Source organism: Nocardia arizonensis (assembly GCF_001310275.1).
Taxonomy (GTDB): Bacteria; Actinomycetota; Actinomycetes; order Mycobacteriales; family Mycobacteriaceae; genus Nocardia; species Nocardia arizonensis.
This window is the reverse complement of sequence record NZ_LGYZ01000053.1, coordinates 1-26,574: the sequence shown is the minus strand read 5'-3', so window position 1 is coordinate 26,574 and position 26,574 is coordinate 1. Positions and strand designations below refer to the sequence as shown.

Sequence of the window (26,574 nt, the reverse complement as noted above, 5' to 3'; positions counted from 1 at the left end):
CGGCCTTGATCTTGAACACGCCGTTCTCGACATCCATCGAGCCCGAGTCGATGGAGATGATCGACTGGGTGTCGGTGGCGTTGGCGGTGAAGTTGACGGCCTCGTCGGTGGCCGGCGCCGCGTTGACGGTACCTGCGGTGATGCCGAGGGCGGCGATCACCAGCGCCGACGTAGCGGCGAATTTCCTCATCAGCATTTTGTTCTGAACCTCGATGTGAAGCGTTCGGAGGGGACCTGACGATCGAAATCGAGCCCAGCTAACGAGTGGTGAACCAGTCGTGACCTTTGCTTCAAATTCTGTTCACCATTGAGACTCCCAGCTTGGTGGGGTCCCGGAAACCAAGGCCACGAGCTGGGTTTTCTCCAGAGAATCAAACCGATCGTTACATACTACTTTTCGGTAGTGTGATGAATATCACACCATCCGAACGGGTTCTAGTATTTCGAAATCGGGCTTCAGGGCTCGGCAACGGAACCGGGGCGGGTCGACGTATGGTCTTGGGGTGCGATTGCTCGTAACCGGGGGCGCCGGGTTCATCGGCGCGAATTTCGTCCAGCAGACCGTGTCCGAACGTCCAGGGACCACGGTAACGGTCCTCGACGCACTGACCTACGCGGGTAATAAGGCGTCGCTCGACCCGGTGGCCGACCGCATCGATTTCGTGCACGGTGATATCGCCGATCTGGATCTCGTCGACGAACTCGTCAGCGGCGTCGACGCCGTCGTCCACTTCGCCGCCGAATCGCACAACGACAACTCGCTGAGCGAGCCGTGGCCGTTTGTGCAGACAAATATCATCGGCACGTATTCGCTGCTCCAGGCGGTGCGCAGGCACGACGTGCGATACCACCATGTCTCCACCGACGAGGTCTACGGCGATCTCGACTGGGACGCGCCGTCTTTCACCGAGGCCACGCCCTACAATCCGTCGAGTCCCTACTCGGCCACCAAGGCGTCCAGCGATCTGCTGGTCCGGGCGTGGACACGCTCCTTCGGCGTGCGCGCAACCCTGTCCAACTGTAGTAACAACTACGGGCCGTACCAGCACGTCGAGAAATTCATTCCGCGCCAGATCACCAATCTCATCGACGGTATCCGCCCGCGCCTGTACGGCGCGGGAAATCAGGTGCGCGACTGGATTCACGTCGACGACCACAACCGCGCGGTATGGGACATCCTCGAGCGCGGGAGAATCGGACAAACCTACCTCATCGGAGCGAACGGCGAACTCGACAACAAATCCGTCGTGCGGATGCTGCTTGCCGCTTTCGATCGCGACCCGGACGATTTCGACCATGTGACCGATCGCGCGGGACATGATCAGCGCTATGCCATCGACGCGACCCTGCTGCGCACCGAACTCGGCTGGAGTCCGCGTTTCGGCGATTTCCGCACCGGACTCGAGGCGACCATTCGCTGGTATCGCGACAACGAGTCCTGGTGGCGCGGTGACAAGGCCGCGACCGAGCGCGCGTACGCGCAAGCGGGCGAACGCACGCTCGACGCGGCCGAGTAATCGGATTCAGCCCCAGACGATGGCGTGATATTTGGCCATCGCCGCCACGAGGGCGACCGTCGTCGCCGCGACGACGGTCACGGCGGGCCCCCAGGTCGGAGTCCTGCCCGCGGAATCGGTGAGGCGCAACGGCATCCACCGCAACACCACGGCAAGCCCCACGATGGCCAGCGGGACGAAATATCGGCCCTGCACACCGTCGATGATGTAATAGCGCACCGGCGTGAACGACATGTACAGCGTCACATAGATCATCGCGACACTGGCCGCGACGACCAGCGCCACCAGCAGCGTACGCCGGAAAGTGGCGGTGCGCGGGTCCATGCGGTCGGCCACGCCCACGCTCACCGCGAAGGCGAGCAGGCAGGCCAGCACCGACAGGGCGGGCACGTCGATGTAGGCGAAGCCGAGTTCACCGAAGAACTGGGTGAACCAGCGCTGATCGCGGTAGACGATGCTGTCGCCGAATACGGAGACGAAATGCGGCAGATCGCCGAGGATGTCGTGCAGCTGATCGCCCGGCCGCACCGAATTCCACTGGTGCTGCGGTCTCATCAGGCCCATGCCGTCTCCGGTGGGCGCCGCGATCTTCATCCACACCGCGAACGCCAGCGCGCCCGCCGCCGCGAACACCCACGGGATGTAGCGCCGCGGACCGGTGAAACCGAATCGGTCCGCGGGGACGACCACCACCAGCATGGCCAGCAGGACGTAGGTCGGCTTGCTCACCGGCAGCAGCAGGGTCGCGGCGAGCAGGGCGGCGGTCTCGACCCCGCGCAGCCGCTCGCCCAGGAACAGCGCCTTGACCAGCAGCGCCGAGACCATGATCGCCAGCGCGTTGGTGAGTGTGTCCGCGGTGACCGTGCCCGCCTGGAATACCGCGATCGGCAGCACCGCGACCGTGAAGGCCACCCACTGCATCCGGTGCGAGCGCAGGACCCACAGCCCGAAACCGACGACCGCGAGGTAGGCGAGCAGTCCGGCCAGGCGGGTGAGCAACAGCATTCCGCCGACGTCGAGTCCGATCAGTTCCGCGACGCGGATGCCGAGCGCGGCGGGGATGTACGGAACCGGGGAATAGGCCGCGGTATTGGTGAACCAGACCGGCTCGGTGGCGTCGGAGACCGCGGCGCTCTTCATGCGGTCGTACTCGTACGGGTCCGCCACCATCGGATCGGGTTCGTCCGGGTTGGTGGTGTAGTCGCGCATCGCGTACCCCATGAGGGTCGTGATGCTGACGGGAACCTCGCCGCCGTAGGCGATGCCGCGATCGTCGGGTATGCGCTCGGGCAGCAGACCGCCGTGCGCCACCTGATAGGCCCGGCCGAACTGGGTGATCTCGTCATGGCCCCACAGCGGCGGCGTGACCACGGCGAACAGTGCGCCGAACACGCCCGCCAGAACCGCGAAGGCCAGCGATGCCGCGCCGAAACGGGCAATGATCGGCGCGAGGATCCGGCGCAGGGAAGCGCTGGCGCCGGAGTCCGTCGTGGACTTCGGGGGCGGCGTGTCGTCGGCGGCGGACTTCGGGGCCGCGCCGTTGGACGTCGAACCCGCGCCCGCGGCGGTTTCCGGGGCGCTGTCGGCCGACGTCGTCACCGCTCGTTCCCGCCGGTATGCGAGTCGTCGGTGCCGACGGCGGAATAACGCAGGTAGACCAGGCGCGCGGCCTCGTGCCGGGAACGCCGGATGCCGTCGAGGACGAGCCCGGCCGTCCAGGCGAGGCTGCCGAGCAGCAGCAGGGTGAATCCGAGGAACAGCGTCGGGAAGCGCGGTACCTCATGGGTGTTGTAGAACTCGATCACGATCGGAACGGTCAGGATGACCGAGACCAGCCACGCCACGGTGCCCGCCAGACCGTAGAAGGCGACAGGGCGTTCGTGGCGCGCGAGTCCGAAGATCAGCGCCAGGATCTTGAAACCGTCGTGATAGGTGCGCAATTTCGATTCGCTGCCCGCAGGGCGGTCGCGGAAGCCGACCGGAACGGCGGTCCGCGGAACGCGCAGATGCAGCGAATGCACGGTGAGTTCGGTTTCGATCTCGAATTCACGCGATACCGCGGGAAAGCTCTTGACGAATCGGCGGGAGAACACGCGGAAACCGCTCAGCATATCCTCGACGTTCTCGCCGAATACCTTGCCGACGACGCCGTTGAGCACCCGGTTACCGGTTTCGTGACCCGCGCGGTACGCCGAACCGCTCTCGTCCTGTTTACGCACGCCGAGCACGTGGTCGTACGGTCCGTCCAGCAAAGTCTTGATCATCAGGGGCGCGGCCGACGCCTCATAGGTGTCGTCGCCGTCGATCATGAGATAGATGTCGGCGTCGATGTCGGCGAATGCGCGCCGCACCACATTGCCCTTGCCCTTGGTGTTCTCGTAGCGGACGATCGCGCCGGCTTCGCGGGCCCGTTCCGCGGTCTTGTCGGTGCTGAGGTTGTCGTAGACGTAGACGACGATCCCCGGCACGGCGGCCTGGAGGTCGGTGACGACCTTGGCGACCGCGGCCTCCTCGTTGTGGCAGGGAACCACGGCGGCGATGCGAAGCTCGGTGGAGTCCACCCGGTCAATCCTCGATGTCAGCGTGAATGGGGAACACCGGGAGGGTACAGGGCTGAGAGGGGGTGCGCGCATTCGGATCGCCGCGAAACGGGCGTTCGGGGTGGGGTACGGTCGCCCGGTGTCCTACCCCGAGCAGCCGGTGTCGGTTCCCGAACGGTCCGGTTCCGCCGAAGCGCCCGTCACGCCGTCGCTCGCGGCGCGGCTGATCGCCGGACTGCGTCAGGGTGCGGCCTTCCTCGTCGTCGGCGCGATCGGATTCCTGGTCGACGCGGGCACATACAACCTGCTCGTGTTCTGGGGCGGGGAAGGTGTGCTTTATCACGCACCGCTGCAAGCCAAGATCATCGCGATCGCGGTGGCGACCGTGGTCACCTACTTCGGCAACAAGTGGTGGACGTTCTCGCACAAACAGACCGGCAATCCCGGCCGCGAATATGTGCTGTACGCGGTTTTCAACGTGATCGCCATCGGACTGCAATTGGGTTGCCTCGGTTTCTCGCGATACGTCCTCGACCTGTCCACTCCGCTGTCGGACAACATCTCCGGCACCCTCGTCGGCCAGATCGTGGCCGTCGTCTTCCGCTACTGGGCCTACGACAAATTCGTGTTCACCGGGAAAATGGAGCGGCCCAAGGGTTCGGGTCCCGCGGGCGGTCCGAATCAGGCATAGGCTGAGCCCGGTGCACGAGTGCGAGCTATGTCGTGGGGTGACCGGTGTGTACGGATCATCCGGTTCCTGGACAGGCAGGCCGAGATTCGGATTGATATCCTCGGCCCCGCCGCGAACGGTATCCGGGGGCGTATGTGTCCCGTCGGCACAGTAAGGATTTCGAGGACTTCATGGAGCAGTCGGCTACTCAGGCCGTTACCGAATCGAACGACCACGCCGAAGCCGCGCCCGCCTCGCTGCGCGTAGATCACCGCGCGCCGGATCGGCTGGTAGTGCAGCGTGGCATCTTCACGGGACCATCGGCCAAGATCAGCGACGAGTTGTACGCCGTGGTGAAGGGCCGCGCGCACCGGGAACGCATGGCGCTGCGCCTGGAGAAGGGCGCGACCGCGCACACGAATACCTACTTCGGCCGCTTCGCCGCGGCCTACTGGCAGCGCTGGACCACCGTCACCGAGGTGCGCGCCACCATGGTGCTCGACGTGGCGGCCAAGGCGCGGGTGCGGCTGGTGGCCTCCGATATCGCCGGACATCGCCGCATCGTCCGCACCGCCGCCGTCGACGCGAGCGGTCCACTCACCCTTACCGCGCCGCTGGACCAATACGTCGATGGCGGCGCGCTGTGGCTGGAATTCGACGCGGTCGGCGGCGAACTCGGCATCACCGAACTGACCTGGACCTCGGCCGCCCCGGAACGAGTGCGCCCGGTCGCCATCGCCATCTGCACCTTCAACCGCGCCGCCGACTGCGCCGAGACGGTCGCCGCACTGGCCTCCGATCCGACGGTGCTCTCGGCCATCGACGCGGTCTACGTCGTCGACCAAGGCACCGACCTGGTGCAGGACCGGCCGCTCTTCCAGCAGACCCGGCCGATGTTCGGCGACAAACTCCGCTACATCCGCCAGCCGAATCTCGGCGGTGCGGGCGGCTTCACCCGCGGCCTCTACGAGGTGTCGGCGGTCAACGAGCACGCCGACGTCATCCTCATGGACGATGACATTTTGTGCGAACCGGAAACGGTGCTGCGGCTCAACGCCTTCGCCAACTCCACGGTGGAGCCGACCCTGGTCGGCGCGCAGATGCTGTTCCTGCTGAACCCCGACTACCTGAACGTCGGTGCGGAAGAAGTGCATCTGCACGAACTCAAGCACGGTCAGCGGGTAGCCAAGGCGCTGCGCAACACCAGCATGCTGAAGAAGAATCAGGAGCGGCGCGTCGACGCGGGCTACAACGCCTGGTGGACCTGTCTGATCCCGGCCGAAGTGGTAGCCGAGATCGGACTGCCGATCCCGATCTTCTTCCAATGGGACGACGTCGAATACGGCATCCGCGCCCGCGAACACGGATTCGTCACGGTGACGCTGCCCAACGCCGCGGTATGGCACGCGGATTTCTACTGGAAGGACTACGACGACTGGGCGCGCTACTTCAGCACCCGCAACTCGCTCATCGTCGGCGCACTACACACCGACCTGGACGGTAAGTCCATCACCCGCCAACTGTTCCGCAACATGTCCGAACAGCTGGTCGCCATGCAATACGGACTGGTGCACACCACCTTGCAGGGCATCGAGGACTTCCTCGCCGGGCCGAAGATCCTGCGCGACGGCGGCATCGCGGCACTCGCGGCCGCACGCGGCAGCCGCGCCGACTACGCCGAGACGGTGAAACATCCGGCCAGCACGCCGCCGGTGCCCTCCTCGGAGATCCAATTGCGCCGGGCAGGCGGCGAACCCAGCCGAGCGCTGCTCGTGCTGGTCAAACGCGCCGTCAACCAATGGTTCGGGCGGACGCAGCACGGTCTGATCGGGGTCACCCGCGAGGACGCCTACTGGTGGCACGTATCACTGTTCGACCACGTGGTCGTCACCGACGCCTCACAATCGGGAGTACGGGTCCGCAAGCGTGACAAGGCCCGCGCCCGCGCGCTACTGCTGCGCATGGTGCACGTCCTGCGCCGCCTACGCCGCGAACTGCCCACCCTGCAACAGCAGTACCGCGACGCCATGCCGGATCTCACCAGCCGCGCCAACTGGGAACGCCTCTTCGAAAACTAGCTGTATCTCTGGCCGTGCCTCCGGCACGGCGGGGTTCGCGGCCCCTTGGGTCCCGCGTCCGAGCGGCCGATACTCGCGCCTGCGGCGCATTGTCTCGACCGCTCGGACGCGAGACGGCCGCGAACTGTGTCTCTGGCCGTGCCTCCGGCACGGCGGAGTTCGCGGCCTCTTGGGTCTCGCGTCCGAGCGGCCGATACTTGCTCCTTCGGCGCATTGTCTCGACCGCTCGGACGCGAGACGGCCGGCGAACGGTCGCTCGTCAGGCTCGCTCCGTGGTGGTTGCGTGGGCGTGCAGTGACTGGGTCTATCGACTGTGCTCGTGGCCGGGACTTCGTCGGGGCGGGTTCGTGGGTCTTTGGGGCTCGTGTGCGAGGGGCGATGGTTGCCTATTGTCGCTTTGTCTTGGCCGCTTGTAAGACTTGCTCCGGGTGGGCTGGTCGCGGATTGGGCCTTTGCCGTGTTTCTCTACTTGGGTGTTGGGCGAGTTGTGTCATGTGGCGATTTATGGTGCTTTGGCTTCATTCCTCTTCGTGCAGGCGGTTAGAGGAACAGGTCGGTGGTGAGGGGGCCGTCGCCGGGGACTACCCGGTACTTGTCCAGGTCGGTTATGCCGTGTGCGGTCAGCAGTTCGTCGTCGATGAAGAAATTGCCCGTTGTGGTCTTCGCGGGTGAGGTGAGGACCAGGTAGGCGGAGTCGGCGTAGATGTCGGGGGTGCGCGAGGTCGAGGCGGTCTGCTCGCCGCCCAGTAGGTTGCGCACGGCGGCGGTGTCTATGGTGGTGCGTGGCCACAGCGAGTTCACGCCTATGCCGTCGCCCTTCAGTTCCTCTGCCAGGCCCAGTGTGGTCAGCGACATTCCGTATTTGGCTATGGTGTAGCCAAGCGAGGCGCCCGCCCACTTCGGGTCGAGGTTCAACGGCGGGGACAGGGTGAGGATATGGGGATTGCGTCCTGCTCGTGCCGAGGCTCGTAGGTGCGGGATGGCGAGTTTGGACAGCAGGAAGCTGCCGCGGCAGTTGATGTCCTGCATGAGGTCGTATTTCTTCATCGACAGCGATTCGGTGGGGGACAGGTCGATCGCCGAGGCGTTGTTCACGACGATATCGATGCCACCGAAACGTTCCACGGTCTGCCGCACGGCCTCGGCGACCGCGTTGTCATCACGCACGTCGCCGACGAAGGGCAGTACCTGACCTCCAGTCTGTTCCAGTTCGGCCGCGGCGGTGTGAATGGTGCCGGGGAGCTTGGGATGCGGCTGATCGGTCTTGGCGATCAGGGTGATGTTCGCGCCGTCCGCCGCGGCGCGCTTGGCGATCTCTAGGCCGATGCCCCGGCTGCCGCCGGACATGATCATCGTCGCGCCCGCGAGCGGCTTCGATGCCGGTTCCGTCATGACCTGCTCCTGTCGTCTGGTCTGCGATTCTCCGTCGAGCGTAGTCCACGCTATGCAACTCGTTGCATAATCGTGGCCGATGTAACCGGTGAGACGGGCGTCGAACCGTATTGGCCCGGCGCCCGTCGAATCCGCGTGGTCAGAGCGAAACGGCCAGCGTGAGTACGAGAATCAGCAGGACGAGCACACCTACCAGGGCGATGGGCAGCCACACGAACACCATGCCCGGCGTTTTCTGCGGGGTGAGCCCGATCGCGCCGTTGACGAAGACGACCGCGGGCGGCTTGTAGTACACCCGGATACCCTGCCCCGGCGCGATCTGCACCGGCAGCTGGGCCGCGCCCATATCGAACAGCCACGGCGTGGCGACCCAGACGTGGTAGTTCCCCGGACCCACCGGGATGTGGTTCTCACCCCAGCGGGTATTCGGCACCGGCTGCCCGTTGATGCTGATCTTCGGCTTGGTCAGCAGACCGAGTAGGAATCCGAACCACTCGTAGGAGGCGTCAACGGTGATACCCGGCGGGCCCTGCGGTGCGAGCTGCTGCTGCCCGAACTGCCCCTGCGGCCCGCCGAATTGCGCTGGCTGACCGTAGGTTTGCGGCGCCTGTTGGTGCGGTCCCGATTGGCCGTACGGTGCGCCGTGTGGCTGAGCGGGCGGAACCGGTTGGCCGTGCGTCGGCTGTCCGGGCCACTGTCCGGGCTGCGGGCCCTGATGCGGGTATCCGCCGGGGTAACTCATTCCATCTCTCCCAGGATCGCGAATGTGCGAGCCGAATCTACCCAACGGTTCCGTCATCAGCGTCCGTAGTTCCGATCCCGATACAGCCGCCGCTGCTGTTTGGTGATGTCGCGCAGCGCCCGCTGCCGTTCGGCCCGAAGGCGTTTGTCGGTGCGGGCCAGCATCCAGTCGTTCTCGCGGCCCAGCTTGCGGTAGCTGTCGACGCGACGACGGGTGATGTCACCGCGGTCGACGGCCTCGAGAACCGCGCAACCCGGTTCGGACTCGTGCGCGCAGTCGTCGAATCGGCATCGCTCGGCGAGTGATTCGATATCGCTGAAGGTGCGCCCGATACCCTCGGCGGCATCCCAGAGGCCGATGCCGCGCAGTCCCGGAGTGTCGATGAGCGTGCCGCCCGCGGGCAGCGGACGCAGTTCGCGATGCGCGGTGGTGTGCCTGCCCTTGCGGTCGGTCTCCCGCACCGCGCCGGTGGCGAAGACTTCCGCGCCGAGCAGCGCGTTGGCCAGCGTCGACTTGCCCGCACCGGACGGGCCGATCAACGCGACCGTGTCGTCGAGCACGGCGGTGAGCACATCCAATCCGTCGCCGCTGTTCGCGGAGACCGCGAGCGCCGTCGCACCCGGTGCCACCGCCCGCACCTCCTCGAGCGGAATATCCACCGCCGCATCCGCTTTGGTGAGCACTACGACGGGACGGGCGCCGCTCTCCCAGGTCAGCGCGAGCATCCGCTCGACGCGTCCGAGATCGACATCGCCGTCGGCGGCCGAACAGATCAGCACGGTGTCGACATTGGCCGCGAGCACCTGACCCTCGGACCTGCCCGACACCGAGGAACGCGTGATGGCCGAACGGCGGGGCAGCAGTTGGCGCACCGTCGGCGGCGCGGCGTCGAGATCGACGCCGACCCAGTCACCTGTGCACAGTCCGGCGATCTCGGAATCGGCACGCGGGCACACCGCCCGCACCGGACCGGCCGGGCTCGCGATATCGCATTCGCCGCGATCCATGCGGATCACCCGCGCGGGCGCGCATCCCTCGGCGAGTAGCGGGAGGTAGTCGTTGGCTACGGCTTCGTTCCAGCCGTAGGGGACGAGCAGGTCGTGGTCGACCATTCGAATGGAATCCTTCGTCGGGCGCCGAGCCCGACGCGGGCTCAGCGAATGAGGTTCGAGGTCACGGCGGCGGTGCGCGTCGACACGGCGGGTGGGGTCACCGCCGGCGCGGCACACGCGGGCACGACAAAGACAGCGTTCGTCACGACACTCCACCTCCTCGTCTCATTCGTCGGTTTCCATACTCTGGCAGCTCACCGGCCGAGCCGCAACGGAATTAATCGCGTTCGGGCTTGCCGAACTGCTCGTTGCGGCCCAGCGAGTGCAGGTGCAGCCACTCGCGCAGTCCCGCCGGATCACGGCGGGTCACCAGGAAGAACCAGCCGAAGCGAATCCACTCCTGCGGCAACAGTTTCCGCATACCAGGCTGGGCCATGAGGTAGCCGCGGTTGCGGTAGGTGAAGTAGCGCTTCACCGGATCGTCGGGATACTGGGTGTGCATCCGGCCGCCGAGGATCGGCTTGAACTCCGCCGACCCGTTGGGATGCAGATACGCCGTTTGCAGACAGGTGCCGAAGGGCAGTCCTGAACGGACCAGCCTGCGGTGCACCTCCACTTCGTCACCGCGCACGAACAGCCGCAGATCGGGCACGCCGATCAGATCCACCGCCTTGGCCGAGATCAGCGCGCCGTTGAATAGGGAGGCGATTCCGGGCAGGAAATCCTCGTCGCCGAGTTCGGATCGCAGCCGCCGCCACACCAGGCCACGGCGCAGCGGGAAGGCCAGCCGATCCGGCTCAGCTATATCGCACACGACGGGGGAGACCTCGGCCAGACCGTGCCGGTCGGCGCAATCGAGCAAGGTCGCCAGCACGTCGGGCCCCTCGGGGCGGCCGTCGTCGTCGGCCAGCCAGACCCAGTCCGCGCCCTGGGTCAGCGCGTGCAGGATGCCGAGCGCGAATCCGCCCGCGCCGCCGAGATTGTGCGCCGAGCCCAGGTAGGTCGCCTCGATCTGCTGGTCGCGCACCAGATCGGCGACCTCGGACTCGTTGGCGTTGTCGACGACGATCAGATGGTCGACCGGACGGGATTGCGCGCCGATCACCTTCAGCGACTCGGCGAGCAGGTCGCGCCGCCTATGGGTGACCACGACCGCGATGATCCGCGCGTCGGGGCCGGTACCCGCCTCGGGTTGGACGGCCGCGGCGTCGAGCAGCGGTGGTGTCGCGTCGTCGGCCGGACCGCTCATGCCTGATTCCGCTCCAGTTCTCGTTCATCGGATTTCGCGGCGTTCGCCGCCCGTTCCGCTTCCATCTCACGCAGCACCGTCGCGACGTGGTTACCGGCGTCCGGTCCCTCGTAAGCGCGGACCACCTCTTCGATGCCGCCGCGCAACCGGATCTGGCCGTGGTCGATCCACAGCGCCGAATCGCAGAGTTGGGCGAGGAATTCGTTGGAGTGGCTCGCGAAGACCAGGATGCCCGAACGTGCGACCAGTTCTTGCAGTCGCAAGCGCGCCTTCTTCATGAATTCCGCGTCCACCGCGCCGATGCCCTCGTCCAGCAGCAGGATCTCAGGATCGATGGAGGTGACCACGCCCATGGCCAAGCGCACCCGCATACCGGTCGAATATGTGCGTAGCGGCATGGACAGATATTCGCCGAGTTCGGTGAACTCGGCGATCTCATCGATCTTCGACAGCATCTGTTTGCGGGTCTGCCCGAGGAACAGGCCGCGAATAATGATGTTCTCGTAGCCGGAGATCTCCGGGTCCATACCGACGCCGAGATCGAAGACCGGGGCCACCCGCCCGCGAATGCGCGCGCTGCCGCGGGACGGCTCGTAGATGCCCGACAGCAGGCGCAGCAGCGTCGATTTGCCCGCGCCGTTGTGACCGACCAGGCCGACCCGGTCGCCCTCCTTCAGCGACAGGTTGATGTCGCGCAGCGCCTCGACCACCACGACATCGGACTGATTGCGCCCGATCGCGCCGCCCGCCTTGCCGAGGAACGCCTTCTTCAGCGACCGCGACTTGGCGTCGAAGATCGGGAATTCCACCCACGCCTGGTGGGTTTCGATGCTCGCCGTGGAACTCATCGCAGATCCTCCCTACACCCAGTAAGGCACGCGCGAACGGAACTGCTTCATCGCCAATACCGCGATGACCCAGCCGACGACGGTGATCGTGCCGACGACCACCCAGTGCCGCAGCGCCTGCGGTTCACCGAGCAGCGGGGCGCGCACGATCTCGAGGTAGTGGAAGGTGGGGATGATCTCCACCAGACGCGCACGCTCACCCGCGCCGACCTGCGTTTGCAGTGTCTTGGTCGTCCACATGACCGGGGTGAGCACGAACAGCATGAGTGTGGTGCTGCTCAGGATCGGGGCGATATCGCGGTAGCGGGTGCTGAAGATGCCGAACACGATCGAGACCCACATCGCGTTGAGGAACAGCAGCAGCATCGCGGGCGCCGCGAGCAGACTCGCCCAGTTCAGGTTCTGCCACACGCCGAACGCCAGCAGCAACGCCGCGTAGATGACCATGTTGTGCGCGAAGAACAGGAACTGCCGCCACACCAGTCGGTAGACGTGCACGCTCAGCGCCGAGGGAAGTTGTTTGATCAACCCCTCATTGGCGATGAAGACCTCCGACCCTTCCAGGATGCTGGCCTGGATCACATTCCAGACGATGAGGCCGACCGTCACATACGGCAGATATTGGCTCAGCGGCTGATCGAGCAGTGTCGCGTAGAGGATGCCCATCGCCGCGGCCTGCAATCCGGTCGCGATGGTGATCCAGAACGGGCCGAGCACCGAGCGCCGGTAGCGCTGCTTGATGTCCTGCCAGCCCAGCGACAGCCACAGCTCGCGCTGGGAGAAGCCGTCCCGGAAGTCCTTGAACGCGCGTCGGAAGGTCTGGGAGTCCGAGACCGGCGGTTCCGCCGGGACGCCGTGGGAGGCCGTGGCGCTCTCGGTGTCCGCGGGACGCTCGACCTCGGCGGTCGCGTTGTCGCCCGCGGCGGATTCCTCGTTCGCCTCCGCGACCGCGGTCGCGTCATCGGTACCGGTGTGTTCGTCGTCTCCCGGTGACTCGGAGCTCACGGGCTCGGATTCGGAGCTCACGGGCTCGGATTCCGCCGGGGAATCCGCGGGTAGGGACCTCTCCTCCGAGTCCACTCGGCTTTCCGAACGCACTTGGCTCTCATCCGAACGCACTGAGCTGTCATCCGAACGCACTTGGCTTTCTTCAGGACGCGCCGAACTCACATCGGAGTCGGGGCGAGCGGCAGCGGCGGGCACGGTCCCCGAGACTACCCGTCCGCATGCGCCCGTGTTACCGCCGGTGCGGACGGTCGTCGCCGATATTCGCGACCCGCCGACCCGGCACACCGAGTACCCGTGCTACAGGTACTGCCCCGAGCCACCGGTGACGTGATCACCGCGGCCACCGCGCGGGTCGACGGCGTGGATGCCGGACGGCAGCGCACCCTGGCGCATCTGCTCCAACTGCGCGCGCGCCGCCATCTGCTGGGCGAACAGCGCGGTCTGTATGCCGTGGAACAGGCCCTCGAGCCAACCAACCAGCTGGGCTTGGGCGATGCGCAGCTCCGCGTCGGAGGGCACACCGTCCTCGGTGAAGGGCAGGGTGAGCCGCTCGAGTTCGTCGCGCAGCTCGGGGGCGAGCCCCTGTTCGAGTTCACGCACCGAGGACGTGTGGATCTCGCGCAACCGGGTGCGGCTCGCGTCGTCGAGCGGGGCCGCGCGCACCTCTTCGAGCAGCTGCTTGATCATGGTGCCGATGCGCATGACCTTGGCGGGCTGCTCGACCATGTCGGCGAGCGATTCGCCCGCGTCCTCGCTCTTGTCGTCGGATTTCTGCTCGGGGTCGGTGACCACCTGCCCGCTGAGCGGTACGCCCGCGTCGGCGGGGATGACCAACGGCCGTCCGTCGGGACCGACGACGACGATGGAATCGGGTGCCTCATCCGAGTGCGTCATGGTTTCCATCATGTCCCCTCCGCACGCGATACGCGAAGCCGGGCGGTCGCCCGGTCGGCGTCTGCGCCGCGAGGCGGCGTCCTAAACTGTCCGGGTCGTCGTATGGTTCGGATTTGCTGAAAGTCGGTTGCCATGCAGAGTCCCGGTTCGTCGCGCCCCCGCCGGTCGGCGCGTTTCGAGGGGCCGTCGTGCGCGCCTCCGCCGGTCGGTGGGAACACGGTTACGTCGCCCCGGCCACTGCCCTTAGAGTGGCGAGCATGACTTACGACGTCGCGCGGGTTCGGGGCCTGATACCGTCCCTGGGCGACGGCTGGATCCACCTGGATCCGCAGGCGGGCATGCTGGTGCCGGACGCGGTATCCCGCGCTGTGTCAACGGGTTTCCGCACCTCGTCGTTCTCCCATGTCGGGCGCAACGGCGCCGCCGTGCGCAGCGCCGCAATCCTCGACGCGGCCCGCGAGGCCGTCGCCGATCTGGTCGGAGGCGATCCGGCGGGCGTCGTGCTCGGTCCCGATCGCGCGGTGCTGCTGGCCTGGCTGGCGGAATCGCTGAGTTCGCGGCTCGGCCTCGGCACCGGAATCGTGCTTTCCCGGTTGGACGACGAGGCCAACGTCGCGCCGTGGCTGCGCATCGCCAACCGCTACGGCGCGCACGTGCGCTGGGCCGAGGTCGAGATCGAGACCTGTGAGATGCCGTCGTGGCAGTTCGAGGAGCTGATCGGTCCAACGACCCGACTCGTGGCGCTCACCGCGGCCTCGCCGATCGTCGGTTCGGCGCCCGCGGTCCGGGTCGCCGCGGATCGGGTGCACGACGTGGGCGGTCTGCTGGTCGCCGACGCCTTCGGCGCCGCGCCGTACGCGCTGATCGATATAGATGAACTCAATGCCGACGTGGTCGCGCTGAGCGCGCCCGCATGGGGTGGTCCGCAGATCGGCGCGCTCGTGTTCCGAGATCCAGCCTTCCTCGACCGGATCCCGTCCATGTCGCTCAACCCCTACGCCAAGGGCGCCGAACGGCTCGAGGTCGGCGGTCACCAGTACGCGCTGCTGGCCGGACTCACTACATCGATAGATTTCCTCGCCGGTCTCGACGAACGCGCGCGAGGCAGCCGCCGCGAGCGCTTGGAGATCTCCATCACCTCGTTGCAGGACTATCACGACCAGCTGTTCGAACATCTGATGGACACCCTGGACAAGATCGCGAACCTGACCGTGATCGGCCGGGCCTCCACCCGCATACCCACCGTCAGTTTCACCTTGGCCGGTATGCAGGCGGAGAAGGTCGCCGCGAAACTCGCCGACGCCCGCATCGGTACCCTCAGCGGCGTGCACGGCGGCAGCAGGCTGCTCGACGCGCTCGGCGTGAACGACGAGGGCGGCGCGGTCACCGTCGGACTGGCTCCCTACACAACCAGATTCGAGATCGATCAGCTCGGCCGCGCGCTCGGGTCGCTCGACTAGGATTCAGTCCCGCACCCGCAGGGTGACCTTGCCGAACGCCTCGGAGGAATCCAGCAGCCGGTGCGCCGCGGCGGCCTCGGCGATCGGCAGTTCCGCGTGGATGACCGGCACGATCGTGCCGGCGAGGATCAGCGGCCACAGATGCCTGCGGACCTCGGCGACCACCTCGGCCTTGCTGTGGTTGCCGGTGGCGGGCCTGCCGCGCAGATTCGTGGCGTGCACCGTCCCCCATTTGGACAGCAGCGTACCGAGATTCAGCTTGCCCTCGACCCCGCCCTGCAAGCCGATGACCACCAGGTGTCCGTGCGCGGCCAGCGCGTCCACATTGCGCGCCAGATAGACCGCGCCCATATTGTCGAGAATGATGTCCGCGCCCGGCCCGCCCGCACCCGAATTCTCGGCGCGCACCACCTCGACGAAATCCTGTTCGCGGTAGTCGATCAGTACCTGCGCGCCCAATTCGGCGCAGCGGCGCAATTTCTCGGCCGATCCGGCGGTCACCGCGACCCGCGCGCCGCGCTGCCGGGCGACCTGGATGGCGTGCGTGCCGATACCGCTGCCGCCGCCGTGGACGAGGACCAGTTGACCGGCACGCAGTCCGGCGGTCATCACCAGATTCGACCACACCGTGGCCGCGACCTCGGGCAGTCCGGCCGCCGCGGCGAGGTCGAAATCCTCTGGGACCGGCAGCAATTGGGTGGCGGGCACGGCGACCTTCTCGGCGTAGCCGCCGCCGGACAGCAGCGCGCACACCCGGTCGCCCACCCGCCAGTCGCGCACACCCTCGCCGACCTCGGCGATCACGCCGGAGCATTCCAGCCCCATGATGTGGGTGGATCCGGGCGGCGGCGCGTAGAAGCCCTGGCGTTGGAGCAGATCAGCGCGGTTCAGGCCCGCGGCGACGATGTCGATGAGTACTTCGCCGTGGCCGGGCGCGGGGTCCGCGGTGTCGGTCCACCGCATGACCTCGGGTCCGCCGAAACCGTTCAGTTCGATCGCGCGCACGTGTTCCCCTCTCCGCGTCGGAAACGCTACTCGAACCGAATGTAATCGCTGGATTTCGATTCGCTGACCGCACTCCGCGCATACCCCCGAACGGCTAGCGTTTCGGCGTGAGCAATTTCGTCGACTTCCAAAACGAGATCTACCTGGGCGGATTGGAAGGTGTCGTACCCGAACTACCCATGTCGGCGTCGGGTTTGGAAGCGCGTGCCGCACGTGAACTGGATCCGGCCGCCTTCGCCTATGTCGCGGGCTCGGCTTCGGCGGAACGCACCGCGGCCGAGAACGCGGCGGCGTTCGACCGGTACCGGATCTTGCCGCGGATGCTGCGCGGCACCACCGGAGCGGGAGCGCGGGACCTGTCGGTGGAGGTCCTCGGCACGCGGCTGGCCGCGCCGGTGCTCACCGCGCCGATCGGGGCGCTCGAACTGGTGCACGAGGCCGGCGAGGTGCTCGCCGCCGGGGTGACCGCCGAACTCGGGATCGGGTCGGTGCTGTCCACGGTCGCGTCCAGCACCATCGAGGAGGTCGGCGCGGCCGCCGGGCAATGGTGGTATCAGCTGTACTGGCCCGCCGACGACGATCTGGCCCGGTCCTTCATCGGCCGGGCCGAGCGCGCGGGCGCCAAGGCCCTCGTGGTCACCGTCGATACACCGCACCTCGGCTGGCGACCGCGCGATCTGGAACTGGCCCACCTGCCCTTTCTGCACGGTAAGGGCATAGTCAACTACCTGTCCGATCCCGTCTTCCGCGACCGGCTCGCCGCCGCGCCGGAGGAGAGCCCCGAGGCCATGCGCGCGGCGATTCGCACGTGGTTCGGCCTGTTCGGCAATCACGCGCTGCGTCCCGCCGACCTGGGTCGCCTGCGGGAATGGACCGATCTGCCCATCGCCGTGAAGGGCGTGCTGCACCCCGACGACGCCCGCCAGGTGGTGGACGCGGGCGCGGACGCCGTGGTGGTAAGCAATCACGGCGGCCGCCAAGTGGACGGTTCCGTCGCGGCGCTGCACGCACTGCCCGCCGTGGTCGCGACCGTCGGCGACCGTGCCGATGTGCTGTTCGACTCCGGTGTCCGCACCGGTTCGGACATGCTCATCGCCCTGGCCCTCGGCGCGAAGGCGGTCATGTACGGTCGACCGTGGGTCTACGGTCTCGGTATCGCGGGCCGGGCGGGCCTCCGGCACGCGCTGCGGATGCTGCTCGCCGACTTCGATTCCGTGCTCGGTCTGTCCGGTTGCGCGAGCCCCGACGAATTGAGCAGATCGCTGATCGTCGGTCCCCGATGACGCCGCCATCTGGAACTGCCATGTTTAACCAGTTCAGACCGGCCTAGAATGGGTGAGTGCAGTCGGAGTCGAACGGTAGCGTGCGTGTCGAGCCGCGGTGGCTCGACGCCATGCAGCAGCGAGCGTGGCGGGCCTATATGGACGGCCACCAACGGCTGATGGCCGCGCTGAACCGGCAGTTGCAGCGCGACGCCGACCTGAGCCTCGCCGAATACCGCATCCTGGTGCTGCTGTCCGAAGCCCCCGACCGCCGCATGCGCATGAGCGAACTGGCCGACGGCGTCCTGTCCTCCCGCAGCCGGTTGACCCACCAGATCACCAGACTCGAGAGCGAGCACCTTGTCCGCCGCAGCACCTGCCTGGAAGACGGCCGCGGCGTCCTGGCCCAACTCACCGACGATGGCATGCGCCGACTCGAATTCGCCGCCCCCGGCCACGTCGAGGAAGTCCGCCAAGACTTCATAGACATGCTTACCCCGACCCAACTGGAAGTCATAGGCGACGCCTTCGCCCGCATAGACCGAGCCCTCGGCTCCCGGGAACCCTGACCGCCTATCTCACTGGGCACACCGTTACCCCGCAGGGTAAAGTCCCCGAACGGGGTCCAAGGCCCCGCAGGGAGACGTGGCAGAGCGGCCGAATGCACTCGCCTTGAAAGCGAGCGTCGCGAGAGCGACCGGGGGTTCAAATCCCTCCGTCTCCGCTTCGATCGTCATGCTCATGGAGAGCATGAGCACGTCTCGCCTTGTTCCGAGAAATGCGGTCCGCGGGATGCTACGAGTCGATTCCCGACCGCACGGTGGTTGCGGGGCGGCGGCTGAGGGCTTCGATGAGGCGGGCGGCGTTTTCGAGGCGGGTTTCCTCCAGGTCGGGGCGGGGGTAGGTGTGACGGAAGATGGATTCGCCGTCGAACATGTGGATGAGGGAGGTGGCGAGTAGGCGGGTGAGTTCCGGGGGGACGTCGGGGTCGAGGGTGTCGATGGCGGCTCGTTCGACGTCATCGATGAGGGCGCGGGCCACGGGGCTGAGGCGTTCGCGGAGTTCGGGCTCGGTGCGGGCGGCGACGAGGAGTTCGAACCAGACGACGTTGGTTTCGTGGCGGATGGCGCCGCGGGCGTGGCGGACCAGGTCGATCGGGCGCAATTGGTGCTCGGTGGCGGCCAGTTCGCGGAAGTTCGCCATGTGACGGCGGCCGACCTCTTCGGCCGCGGCCACGACGAGTTCCAGGCGGGAGTCGAAATGCCGGAACAGGCCGCCCTTGGAGACGCCGGAGCGCGCGCAGACCTCACCGATGGAGGTGCGGTGGTAGCCGACTTCCTCGATCGCCTCGATTGTCGCCTGCACCAGCTTCGCGATGGTCGCGCTCCTGCGTTCGGCCTGGGTCCGACGCGGTGGCGCGGTCACCTCGCGCCGGCCCGCAGGAACCGTCCGGTGCGTCGGGCGCCGAGCGCTTCCGTCGCCTGCCCGTTGCCGAATACCCGCTCGCCGCCGACGAATACGGCGGTGACGGCGCGGTCGTTGCGATTCACCATGCGGGGCAGGTTATCGAACTGGGGGACGGGGCTCTCGGCGTAGGCGTCGAGTTCCTCGTCCAGTCCGGCCGGATCGATGATGACGATGTCGGCGCGGTCGCCCTCGCGCAGACGGCCTGCCTCGATGTCGTACCACTCGCCGAGTTCGCCGGTGAGACGGTGCACCGCACGTTCGAGGGTGATGAATTCGCGCCCTGCCCGCTGTGCGTCGTTGACCCGGCGCAGGAATCGCAGCCCGAAGTTGTAGAAGGACATATTGCGCAGGTGCGCGCCCGCGTCGGAGAAGCCGATCTGCACGCCCGGATCGGCCCCGAGCTTGTCGAGGAATTCCGGCCGGTGATTGGAAATCGTGGTCCGCCAACGCAGTTTGGTGCCGTGTGCCACGACCAGGTCGAGGAAGGCGTCGACGGGATGCACGCCGCCGCGTTCTCGCCCGACCTGCCCGAAGGACTTGCCGATGACCGCGCCGTCCGGGCAGTCGACGATCTCGGCGTCGAAGAAGTCCCGATGCCATACGCGCATACCGAATTTCGAGTCGTACTGCTTGCGGAACCGACGCCGGTATTGCTCGTCCCGCATGAGCGCATTGCGTTCCACCTGGTCGGCCAGGTGCAGCGCGGCCGCGCCCGCGCCGAATTCCTCGAAGATGACCAGGTCGATCCCGTCGGCGTAGACCTCGAACGGCACCGGCAGATGCTGCCAGCGGAAATCTCCGCCGAGCCGGTTGAGCACGCGGGCGATCGGCCCCATGATGCGCACGACGAACGGGTTTGCCTTGATGTCGGCGGCGGACAGCAGACTGGTCTTGAGTTTCGCGCGCCCGATTCCGAGTGTGCTGGTCGTCATCGCGGCGAGGCTGCGCGGCGAGGTGATATCCGGTCCCGCCTGGAGTACCCGGCCACTGCGCCGCAAGAGGGCATTCAGCCGCCGCCGTTCCCTGCCCTTGGCATAGGTGGACGGCAGGGTGCGCGATCGGCAGGTCTCGCCGTCGAGTTTGTCGAACAGCAATTGCTGCGCCGACATACCGACGAATCCGGCGTCGAGCGCTTCGGCGAGCGCGGCTTCCATCGAGGCGAGTTCCGCGGCGGTGGGCCGGACATCGGACCGGGTCGCCCGGTCGAGTCCCATTTCGGCGGCGCGGATGTCGGAGTGGCCGATGAAGGCGGCGATATTGGGTCCGAGGGGCAGCGCCTCGAGCGCCGCGATGTACTCGCGCGCCGAGGTCCAGCTCTTCTCGGCGGTGATCGTGTCGATGACGTGCCGTCGCGGTATCGCCTCGACCCGGCCGAAGATGTCGCCCGCGACGTCGGCGGGCACGTGCACGGTCGACAGCGAACAGGACCCGAGCAGAACGGTGGTGATTCCGTGCCGGACCGATTCGGCCAGCGCGGGCCCTCGGAGGACCTCGATGTCGTAGTGCGTGTGTATGTCGATCATGCCGGGCAGCACCCACCGGCCCGAAGCGTCGATGACCTGCGCGCAACCGGCCTCGTCCAGTGGTTCGGCGGTGACGACGGCGACACGACCATCACGAATGCCGAGGTTCCGAATGGCAGAGGCCGCGCCGGTGCCGTCGAACCAGCGACCGTTGTTGATGATTGTGTCGTAGCTCACCCAAATATAGAAACCTCTCGGTCGCTAAGTGTCAATACCGACTATCCGTCGCGGCGGACGAAATTGGGTCGGATATGGTCGTCGGGCGCGTCGAAGTAGCGGTGGAAGGTTGGGGTCAGACCCGAGGAGATCGGCGGGTTGACCCAGGACCAGTCGGTCGGACACGTGCGGCCCGCGGCCTCCTCGCGCACGACGTGCTCGCAGAACTGTTTGGCGACGGTGTGATGGTCGACCAGATGCACCCCCGACTTGCGGTAGCTGTGAAGCACGGCCCGGTTCAACTCGATCAGCGCCTGATCGCGCCACAGGGTGCGGGCGTGAGAGGTGTCGAGTTCCATCATGTCGGCGATGAGTGGCAGCATGTTGTACCGATTGGTGTCGCTCAGATTGCGCGCACCGATCTCGGTGCCGACATACCACCCGTTGAACGGCGCGAACGGGTAGGTGATCCCGCCGATCTCCAGATTCATATTCGAGACCGCGGGCACCGCATGCCATTTCAGGCCGAGTCCGGCGAACCAGTCGAACTCGGGATGTTCGAGCGCGACCTCGCGCACGAGTTCGGGTGGCACGTCGAACCAGCGGATCGGCTCGTCCGGGGTGCTGATCAGCAGCGGCAGGATGTCGAAGGGAGTGCCCGCGCCCCGCCAACCGAGTTTCATGGCGAATTCGGTGATCGCGATATGGGCGGCGTCGCCGGTCACGGTGCCGTCGCCGTTGCGGTATCCCGCGTATCGGATGAGCTGGGTGCTGACCACGCGGTACTCGCGCCCGTCGGGTCGGCGCGGCGGGCCGACGGTGATCACGGACTGAACCGCGCCGCCATTGGTCGCCATGCGCAGGTGCTGCCAGCACGCCTCGGCCAGCTCGCGCGCCGAGCACGCCTGCCGCGCGTCGAGCAATTTCAGTGAACGCCAGTGCTTTCGGCCGACGCAGCGGGCGTGATTCCGCCAGGCGAGTTTCGCCCCGATCAGAATCTCCTCCGCCGTCTGCGTGTAGCCGCCGTCCTGTTCGAGTTGTTCCAGCGCTGTGCGACGCCGTTGCGCGGATAGATGTGCCAATTCCGGTTGCCGAAAGAACTCGTCGCATTCGCGCAGTCGTTTGCGCGTCTCCACGTCGGAAGATTTTGTCTCGGCGGTGTTCTCGGACGGATTGGCGGACAGCGCAGGATTCACGATCATCTCCGGTCGGGCATCGGTTCACTACGGCCGAACAGATGGTTGGCTGGCAAAGCAGATAATTTCGACGATCGTGAAAGGCAGGGGTCCGTGTGCGCGCGGTTCGCCTGCCGTGCCGGACGATTGCCGGTGCGCGTTTCGAGGTACGGGCGCACGGTGCGGTCCCGGTCGCGGATGCGGTCGCGTTAGGGCGAATCCGGCACCGTGACCTCGGTGCACGGCAGAGCTGTACGCGGTCATGTGATTCCCGATCGACATCCGAGAGGCCCTCGAGCAGACTAGAACGAGTGTGCTGACCGTGTGCCTGTATTGGCGCGAATCCCTTGATATTTCATCCGGCGGATTACTTTGTGTGACCAGTCGGTTTGCGCGAAAGGTAGCCCCTAACCGCCCCCGGCGTTCCCCGATATGACGAGTCGGCAGCACGATCGCGTGATCACTGTTCAGTCACCGTGGCGAAACGTATTCGCCGAAACCGTGCCAGTCGGTATTCGTAAGTATCCTGGGCCGCATGAAGAGCATGCTGTTCCGGCGGGATGCCCGAAGTCGACTCGGTATCGTCACGGTGACCGCCGCGCTATTGGCCGGCGTTATCGGTGGCGAAATTCCGTTCGCGACGGCCGAACCCGATATATACGGAACAGGATCGTCGGAAGGATCTCCGCCCACCTATCCCGAGGCGGCCGGCCCCACACGACCCGAGATCGATCGCGTCGAACCGATCACCGATCGATGGCTGCGCGTCTTCGTCAGATCACCCGCCATGGCCCGCACCGTCGAGGTGCAAGTGCTGCTACCGCGCGATCGGGCCGGCGCCCGGCCCACGGTCTACACGCTCGACGGCCGCACCGCAGAACCGAACGGCAACAACTGGATCGAACACGGTCACGCCGCCGGATTCTTCGAGGACAAGAACGTCAATGTGGTGCTCACGGTCGGCGGGCCCGCAAGTTTCTACACCGATTGGCTGCGGACCGATCCGGTGCTCGGCACCAATAGATGGGAATCGTTCCTGACCCGTGAACTGCCGCCGCTCATCGACGCCGGTTTCGACGGCAACGGCCGCAATGGCGTCATGGGCGTCTCGATGGGCGCCGAAGCGGCCATGATGCTCACTGTGCGCCGACCCGATCTGTATCGGGCGGTCGCGGCGCACAGCGGCTGCTATGCGATCAGCACCGATTCGGGACAGGCCCAGGCACGCGCCATCGTGCTCAGCTACCGGGGGCAACCGGACAACATGTTCGGGGCACCGGACGATCCGCAGTGGTATGCCCACGATGTGGTCGCACATGCCGAGGCGCTGCGTGGAAAGGCCATCTACCTGTCCACGGGCAATGGTCTACCCGGCCGGTACGACGTGCCCGGCGATCCTGATCTGCCGTCCAACGTCGTATTGGGCGGTCCGCTCGAGGCCGGCGCGGCCGGGTGCACTCACGCGCTGGTCGACCGGCTCACCCGACTCGACATCCCGTTCACCGCGAACTTCCGCGACAGCGGAACCCACTCCTGGCCGTACTGGGCCGATGAACTCGGGCGCTCCTGGCCCGTCATGGCGGGTGCGCTCGGCGTCTCCTAGACGAAGCGGGCCGCGACCGCGGGATCGGTCGCGAAGGCGAGGAAAAGGTCGTTCTCGTGCGGGTCGCCGATCGTGACGCGCACACCGTCCTCGCCGTACGGCCGAACCAGCACCCCCGCCGCCGCGGACGTCTCGCCGAACTCGGCGCTCGCGGCCCCCAGCGGCAGCCACACGAAATTCGACTCGCTCGGCGGCAGCCGGTAGCCGGCCGCGAGCAGTGCCGCGCGCACCCGCTCGCGTTCGGCGATCACGGCGTGCGTGCGGTCGAGCAGTTCGTGTCGCGCCTGTAGGGACGCGATGGCCGCGGCTTGCGCGACCCGGTTGACACTGAACGGAATATGCACCTTCATCAGCGCGGTGATGACCTCGGGATCGCCGACCGCGTACCCCACCCGCAGCCCCGCCAGCCCGTACGCCTTCGAGAAGGTGCGCAGGACGACCACATTGGGTCGGTCGCGCCCGATCTCCACACCGTCCGGGCGGTCCTGCGGGGTCATCCGCAGATATTCGTAGTAGGCCTCGTCCAGTACCACCAGCACATGCGGGGGCACCGCGTCGAGGAAACGCAGCAGCGCCGCGCGACCCACCGCGGTACCCGTCGGATTGTTCGGATTGCAGACGAAGACCAGCTTGGTGCGCTCGGTGACCGCGGCGGCCAGCGCGTCCAGATCGTGCACCGCGCCCGCGGCCAGCGGCACCCGCACGGCCGTCGCATTGCCGACCTGCGTGACGATCGGATATGCCTCGAAGGACCGCCACGCGAAAACCACCTCGTCGGTGCTCGCGTCACAGGTGATCTGCACCAGTTCCTGGAGCAGGGCGACACTGCCGCACCCGATCGCCACATTCGCGACCTCGACACCGAGGAAGTCCGCCAGCGCCGCGCGCAGCTCGCCGGACTGATTGTCCGGATAGCGGTGCGCCGATTCGGCGGCCTCGCCGATCGCCTTGGCGGCCGCGGGCAGCGGCGGCATGGTCGTCTCGTTGCTGGCGAGCTTGACCGCGCCCGGATTGCTGCGGCCCGGGGCGTAAGCCGGGATCGAGGCGAGATCCGGCCGGATATGCGGTGTCACCCCTCCACATTAGGCGGCGCGCGGCCGCACGTTCGCTCGCGGGTGCCGCCGAACCCGCAGCTGGTCGAATAGGTGACCAAACTCCGCGCCGAGCCGGAAAACTATCGGTTGGATCCCGTCTGCCTGCAATTTCTCGCGAAGTCCAGGGGACGGTCCTACCCTGGTTTCATGTCGGGCATTTATGACGATATTGCCCCGCTGCGCGGTGGCGACGACACCACATACCACTCCACCGCCGACTCCCGGGTGCCCATCATCGTGGTCGAACCGGACGGCAACGCACGCGGCGGCATCGTGGTCCTGCACGAGGCCCGCGAGTTCACCGGACCATTGCTCGACCTCATGAAGGCGCTCGCCGACGAAGGCTGGACCACGGTCGCGCCCGACCTGTTCCACCGCGGCAACGGTGATCCCGCGCACGAGGTATTCGGCAAGGAACTGTTCGACGACTTCGACGCCTGTTTCGATTGGCTCGTCGGCCACGGCGTCTTCGCCGACTGCGTCGGCGTCCTCGGCTTCGACCACGCGGGCACCGCCGCCTTCCTGGTCGCCACCAACCGCCCCGTCGGCGCCGCGGTGAGCGTGTCCGCCCCCGGCATCGTCGAACCCCTCACCTCCGACGCCGACGCCCTGGTCCGCGTCGCCCCCGAGCTCAAGGCTCCCTGGCTCGGCCTCTACGGCTCGAACGACCCGGACACCCCGCCCGCCGATATCGACCGCCTCCGCGACGCCACCGCCCGCGCCTCCGTCGCGAGCCTCGTGGTCCGCTACCCCGATCTGCGCGACGACGACGATTCCGACGACACCGACGACCTGATCGGCCTCGACTCCCAAACCCGCATCTTCGACTGGTTCGACAGCAATCTACGCTGAATAACCAGGCGTTTTGTTATTGCGCACGGTGCTCCTGTAACCTTCATGCTCGGCGGTTCGAAAGGACCGGTGCCCTCGAAGAGAAGGCTCCAGGAGGCGTGCCAGAGCGGCCGAATGGGACTCACTGCTAATGAGTTGTCCCTTCACGGGGACCGGAGGTTCAAATCCTCTCGCCTCCGCCACCCCCGGTTCGCCGGGTAAAAATTGAATACCCACATGCGCCCGTAGCTCAACGGATAGAGCATCTGACTACGGATCAGAAGGTTAGGGGTTCGAATCCCTTCGGGCGCACAATGATTCGCCTCCCACCAGTGCTAACGGTGGGAGGCGAATTCGCTTTCCCGGACGAACCGGACATGACCCCTTACTCTCGATCCGTGTGCCGGTCGAGGGTAACGCGAACGTCCGGCCCCTGGGTCTGCCGCTGGAGGTAATGCCGCTCAGTGGTCGACAGCTTCGCGTGCGAGAGCTGAGCCTGAGCCCGCGCGGGGCCGAGGTCGTCCCGAACGACAATCGCGACCGTTCGACGGAAGCTGTACGGAGTGACTCAGTTCTCAGGCAGCGCCGCCCCAGCGAACGCCGCATTTTGGCCAGGTTGAGCCAGCCGCCCTCACGATTGCTGATACAGGAGACTCCGGCCCCGCAGCCTCACCGGACAACGCGGTCGACGCCTCCACCACGCCAACCGGGGGGAACCACCGTGTGAGCCGGAGCGCCGCCCTTGCGCTTGTTTCTCGACTCCCCCATACCTCCATGCCATGTATCCGAGCTGACGAAGAGTGTTACGCAGGGGGTTCTGGGGATACAGAGGGCCGGATGGCTTCGCGACTTGTCATCGAGGCTGAGGCCGAAGCCGATACCCGCAAGCTCGACGACGCCCCCACATATCGATCTGTCGGTCAGTGGATGGGACTCGGTCAGACCGGAGGAGCCGACTGGGATGTGACGAGTTGTGTTCTGCGAGGGTGGGTTTGGACCTGTGTCGGT

General features: G+C 66.7%; 22 protein-coding genes, 3 tRNA genes and 1 pseudogene. 11 read left to right on the top strand and 15 right to left on the bottom strand.

Going from position 1 to position 26,574, the window contains the following annotated elements; all coding sequences use genetic code 11:
* Nucleotides 1-196, bottom strand: a pseudogene (locus tag APZ21_RS09905) (hypothetical protein); the annotation flags it as partial.
* A gap of 307 nt (nucleotides 197-503) precedes the next feature.
* Between APZ21_RS09905 and rfbB the strand changes: the two are divergent.
* Nucleotides 504-1,517 carry a dTDP-glucose 4,6-dehydratase gene (rfbB, locus tag APZ21_RS09900; protein WP_054812959.1) on the top strand — a complete coding sequence of 338 codons (1,014 nt, stop codon included), beginning with the start codon at nucleotides 504-506 and terminating at the stop codon, nucleotides 1,515-1,517.
* Nucleotides 1,518-1,523: 6 nt separating this feature from the next.
* On the opposite strand, the gene APZ21_RS09895 is transcribed toward rfbB, so the two are convergent.
* Nucleotides 1,524-3,116 (bottom strand): DUF2142 domain-containing protein, encoded by a 1,593-nt coding sequence (locus APZ21_RS09895; RefSeq protein ID WP_054812958.1) that lies wholly within the window; start codon nucleotides 3,114-3,116, stop codon nucleotides 1,524-1,526.
* Entirely contained in the window at nucleotides 3,113-4,078 is a 966-nt protein-coding gene (locus tag APZ21_RS09890) for a glycosyltransferase (protein ID WP_054812957.1), read from the bottom strand. The genes APZ21_RS09895 and APZ21_RS09890 overlap by 4 nt, the downstream gene beginning before the upstream one ends.
* 118 nt (nucleotides 4,079-4,196) lie before the next feature.
* Here APZ21_RS09890 and APZ21_RS09885 point away from each other — a divergent pair, with 118 nt between their 5' ends.
* Both APZ21_RS09885 and APZ21_RS09880 read left to right on the top strand, forming a co-directional pair.
* Nucleotides 4,197-4,748 carry a GtrA family protein gene (locus APZ21_RS09885; protein WP_239476567.1) on the top strand — a complete coding sequence of 184 codons (552 nt, stop codon included), beginning with the start codon at nucleotides 4,197-4,199 and terminating at the stop codon, nucleotides 4,746-4,748.
* Nucleotides 4,749-4,918: 170 nt separating this feature from the next.
* Nucleotides 4,919-6,805 (top strand): glycosyltransferase, encoded by a 1,887-nt coding sequence (locus APZ21_RS09880; RefSeq protein ID WP_054812956.1) that lies wholly within the window; start codon nucleotides 4,919-4,921, stop codon nucleotides 6,803-6,805.
* Nucleotides 6,806-7,345: 540 nt separating this feature from the next.
* Here APZ21_RS09880 and APZ21_RS09875 read toward each other — a convergent pair.
* From APZ21_RS09875 to APZ21_RS09845, 7 genes are all read right to left on the bottom strand, one after another.
* Nucleotides 7,346-8,197, bottom strand: a complete 852-nt coding sequence (locus APZ21_RS09875) for an SDR family oxidoreductase (protein ID WP_054812955.1) — start codon at nucleotides 8,195-8,197, stop codon at nucleotides 7,346-7,348.
* 139 nt (nucleotides 8,198-8,336) lie between these two features.
* Nucleotides 8,337-8,939, bottom strand: a complete 603-nt coding sequence (locus APZ21_RS35530; protein ID WP_054812954.1) for a hypothetical protein — start codon at nucleotides 8,937-8,939, stop codon at nucleotides 8,337-8,339.
* Between the two features lie 56 nt (nucleotides 8,940-8,995).
* Nucleotides 8,996-10,051 (bottom strand): ribosome small subunit-dependent GTPase A, encoded by a 1,056-nt coding sequence (rsgA, locus tag APZ21_RS09865; RefSeq protein ID WP_054812953.1) that lies wholly within the window; start codon nucleotides 10,049-10,051, stop codon nucleotides 8,996-8,998.
* Nucleotides 10,052-10,268: 217 nt separating this feature from the next.
* On the bottom strand, nucleotides 10,269-11,240 hold the full coding sequence (glfT1, locus tag APZ21_RS09860; protein WP_239476566.1) for a galactofuranosyltransferase GlfT1: 972 nt from the start codon (nucleotides 11,238-11,240) through the stop codon (nucleotides 10,269-10,271).
* Nucleotides 11,237-12,088 (bottom strand): galactan export ABC transporter ATP-binding subunit Wzt/RfbE, encoded by an 852-nt coding sequence (gene wzt, locus APZ21_RS09855; RefSeq protein ID WP_054812952.1) that lies wholly within the window; start codon nucleotides 12,086-12,088, stop codon nucleotides 11,237-11,239. Before wzt ends, glfT1 begins: the two co-directional genes overlap by 4 nt.
* A gap of 12 nt (nucleotides 12,089-12,100) precedes the next feature.
* Nucleotides 12,101-13,114 (bottom strand): galactan export ABC transporter permease subunit Wzm/RfbD, encoded by a 1,014-nt coding sequence (gene wzm, locus APZ21_RS09850; protein WP_239476565.1) that lies wholly within the window; start codon nucleotides 13,112-13,114, stop codon nucleotides 12,101-12,103.
* A 279-nt stretch (nucleotides 13,115-13,393) separates the two neighbouring features.
* Entirely contained in the window at nucleotides 13,394-13,990 is a 597-nt protein-coding gene (locus tag APZ21_RS09845; RefSeq protein WP_054812963.1) for a bacterial proteasome activator family protein, read from the bottom strand.
* 257 nt (nucleotides 13,991-14,247) lie between these two features.
* On the opposite strand from APZ21_RS09845, the gene APZ21_RS09840 reads away from it, so the two are divergent.
* Complete coding sequence (locus APZ21_RS09840) at nucleotides 14,248-15,450, top strand: cysteine desulfurase-like protein (RefSeq protein WP_054812951.1); 1,203 nt, start codon at nucleotides 14,248-14,250, stop codon at nucleotides 15,448-15,450.
* 3 nt (nucleotides 15,451-15,453) lie between these two features.
* On the opposite strand, the gene APZ21_RS09835 is transcribed toward APZ21_RS09840, so the two are convergent.
* Nucleotides 15,454-16,455 carry an NAD(P)H-quinone oxidoreductase gene (locus APZ21_RS09835; protein ID WP_054812950.1) on the bottom strand — a complete coding sequence of 334 codons (1,002 nt, stop codon included), beginning with the start codon at nucleotides 16,453-16,455 and terminating at the stop codon, nucleotides 15,454-15,456.
* Between the two features lie 107 nt (nucleotides 16,456-16,562).
* On the opposite strand from APZ21_RS09835, the gene APZ21_RS09830 reads away from it, so the two are divergent.
* From APZ21_RS09830 to APZ21_RS09820, 3 genes are all read left to right on the top strand, one after another.
* A complete protein-coding gene (locus APZ21_RS09830) occupies nucleotides 16,563-17,738 on the top strand; it encodes an alpha-hydroxy-acid oxidizing protein (RefSeq protein ID WP_054812949.1) in 1,176 nt (391 codons plus the stop codon).
* Between the two features lie 110 nt (nucleotides 17,739-17,848).
* Nucleotides 17,849-18,286, top strand: a complete 438-nt coding sequence (locus APZ21_RS09825; protein ID WP_054812962.1) for a MarR family winged helix-turn-helix transcriptional regulator — start codon at nucleotides 17,849-17,851, stop codon at nucleotides 18,284-18,286.
* 70 nt (nucleotides 18,287-18,356) lie between these two features.
* A tRNA-Ser gene (locus APZ21_RS09820) sits at nucleotides 18,357-18,441 on the top strand.
* A gap of 71 nt (nucleotides 18,442-18,512) precedes the next feature.
* Here the strand turns inward: APZ21_RS09820 and APZ21_RS09815 are convergent.
* Genes APZ21_RS09815 through APZ21_RS09805 form a run of 3 tightly spaced genes read right to left on the bottom strand, consistent with a single transcriptional unit; the run spans nucleotide 18,513 to nucleotide 22,065 of the window.
* Nucleotides 18,513-19,082, bottom strand: coding sequence for a TetR/AcrR family transcriptional regulator (locus APZ21_RS09815; RefSeq protein ID WP_239476564.1), 570 nt, complete (start codon nucleotides 19,080-19,082; stop codon nucleotides 18,513-18,515).
* Between the two features lie 56 nt (nucleotides 19,083-19,138).
* The gene (locus APZ21_RS09810) at nucleotides 19,139-20,884 is read right to left on the bottom strand and encodes an N-acyl-D-amino-acid deacylase family protein (RefSeq protein ID WP_054812947.1); all 1,746 of its coding nucleotides are present in this window, start codon (nucleotides 20,882-20,884) and stop codon (nucleotides 19,139-19,141) included.
* 41 nt (nucleotides 20,885-20,925) lie between these two features.
* Nucleotides 20,926-22,065 (bottom strand): nitric oxide synthase oxygenase, encoded by a 1,140-nt coding sequence (locus tag APZ21_RS09805; RefSeq protein ID WP_054812946.1) that lies wholly within the window; start codon nucleotides 22,063-22,065, stop codon nucleotides 20,926-20,928.
* A gap of 508 nt (nucleotides 22,066-22,573) precedes the next feature.
* Between APZ21_RS09805 and APZ21_RS09800 the strand changes: the two genes are divergently transcribed.
* Nucleotides 22,574-23,641: an alpha/beta hydrolase gene (locus tag APZ21_RS09800; protein WP_239476563.1), complete on the top strand. Its 1,068-nt coding sequence runs from the start codon at nucleotides 22,574-22,576 to the stop codon at nucleotides 23,639-23,641.
* On the opposite strand, the gene hisC is transcribed toward APZ21_RS09800, so the two are convergent.
* Complete coding sequence (hisC, locus tag APZ21_RS09795) at nucleotides 23,638-24,714, bottom strand: histidinol-phosphate transaminase (protein ID WP_054812945.1); 1,077 nt, start codon at nucleotides 24,712-24,714, stop codon at nucleotides 23,638-23,640. The two genes, APZ21_RS09800 and hisC, sit on opposite strands and share 4 nt — an antisense overlap.
* Nucleotides 24,715-24,882: 168 nt before the next feature.
* Here hisC and APZ21_RS09790 point away from each other — a divergent pair, with 168 nt between their 5' ends.
* The 3 genes from APZ21_RS09790 (at nucleotide 24,883) to APZ21_RS09780 (ending at nucleotide 25,878) form a co-directional block, all read left to right on the top strand.
* Nucleotides 24,883-25,587, top strand: a complete 705-nt coding sequence (locus tag APZ21_RS09790) for a dienelactone hydrolase family protein (RefSeq protein WP_054812960.1) — start codon at nucleotides 24,883-24,885, stop codon at nucleotides 25,585-25,587.
* 92 nt (nucleotides 25,588-25,679) lie between these two features.
* Nucleotides 25,680-25,769: transfer RNA gene (locus APZ21_RS09785), tRNA-Ser, on the top strand.
* 36 nt (nucleotides 25,770-25,805) lie between these two features.
* Nucleotides 25,806-25,878, top strand: a tRNA-Arg gene (locus tag APZ21_RS09780).
* The last annotated feature ends 696 nt before the right edge of the window (nucleotides 25,879-26,574 follow it).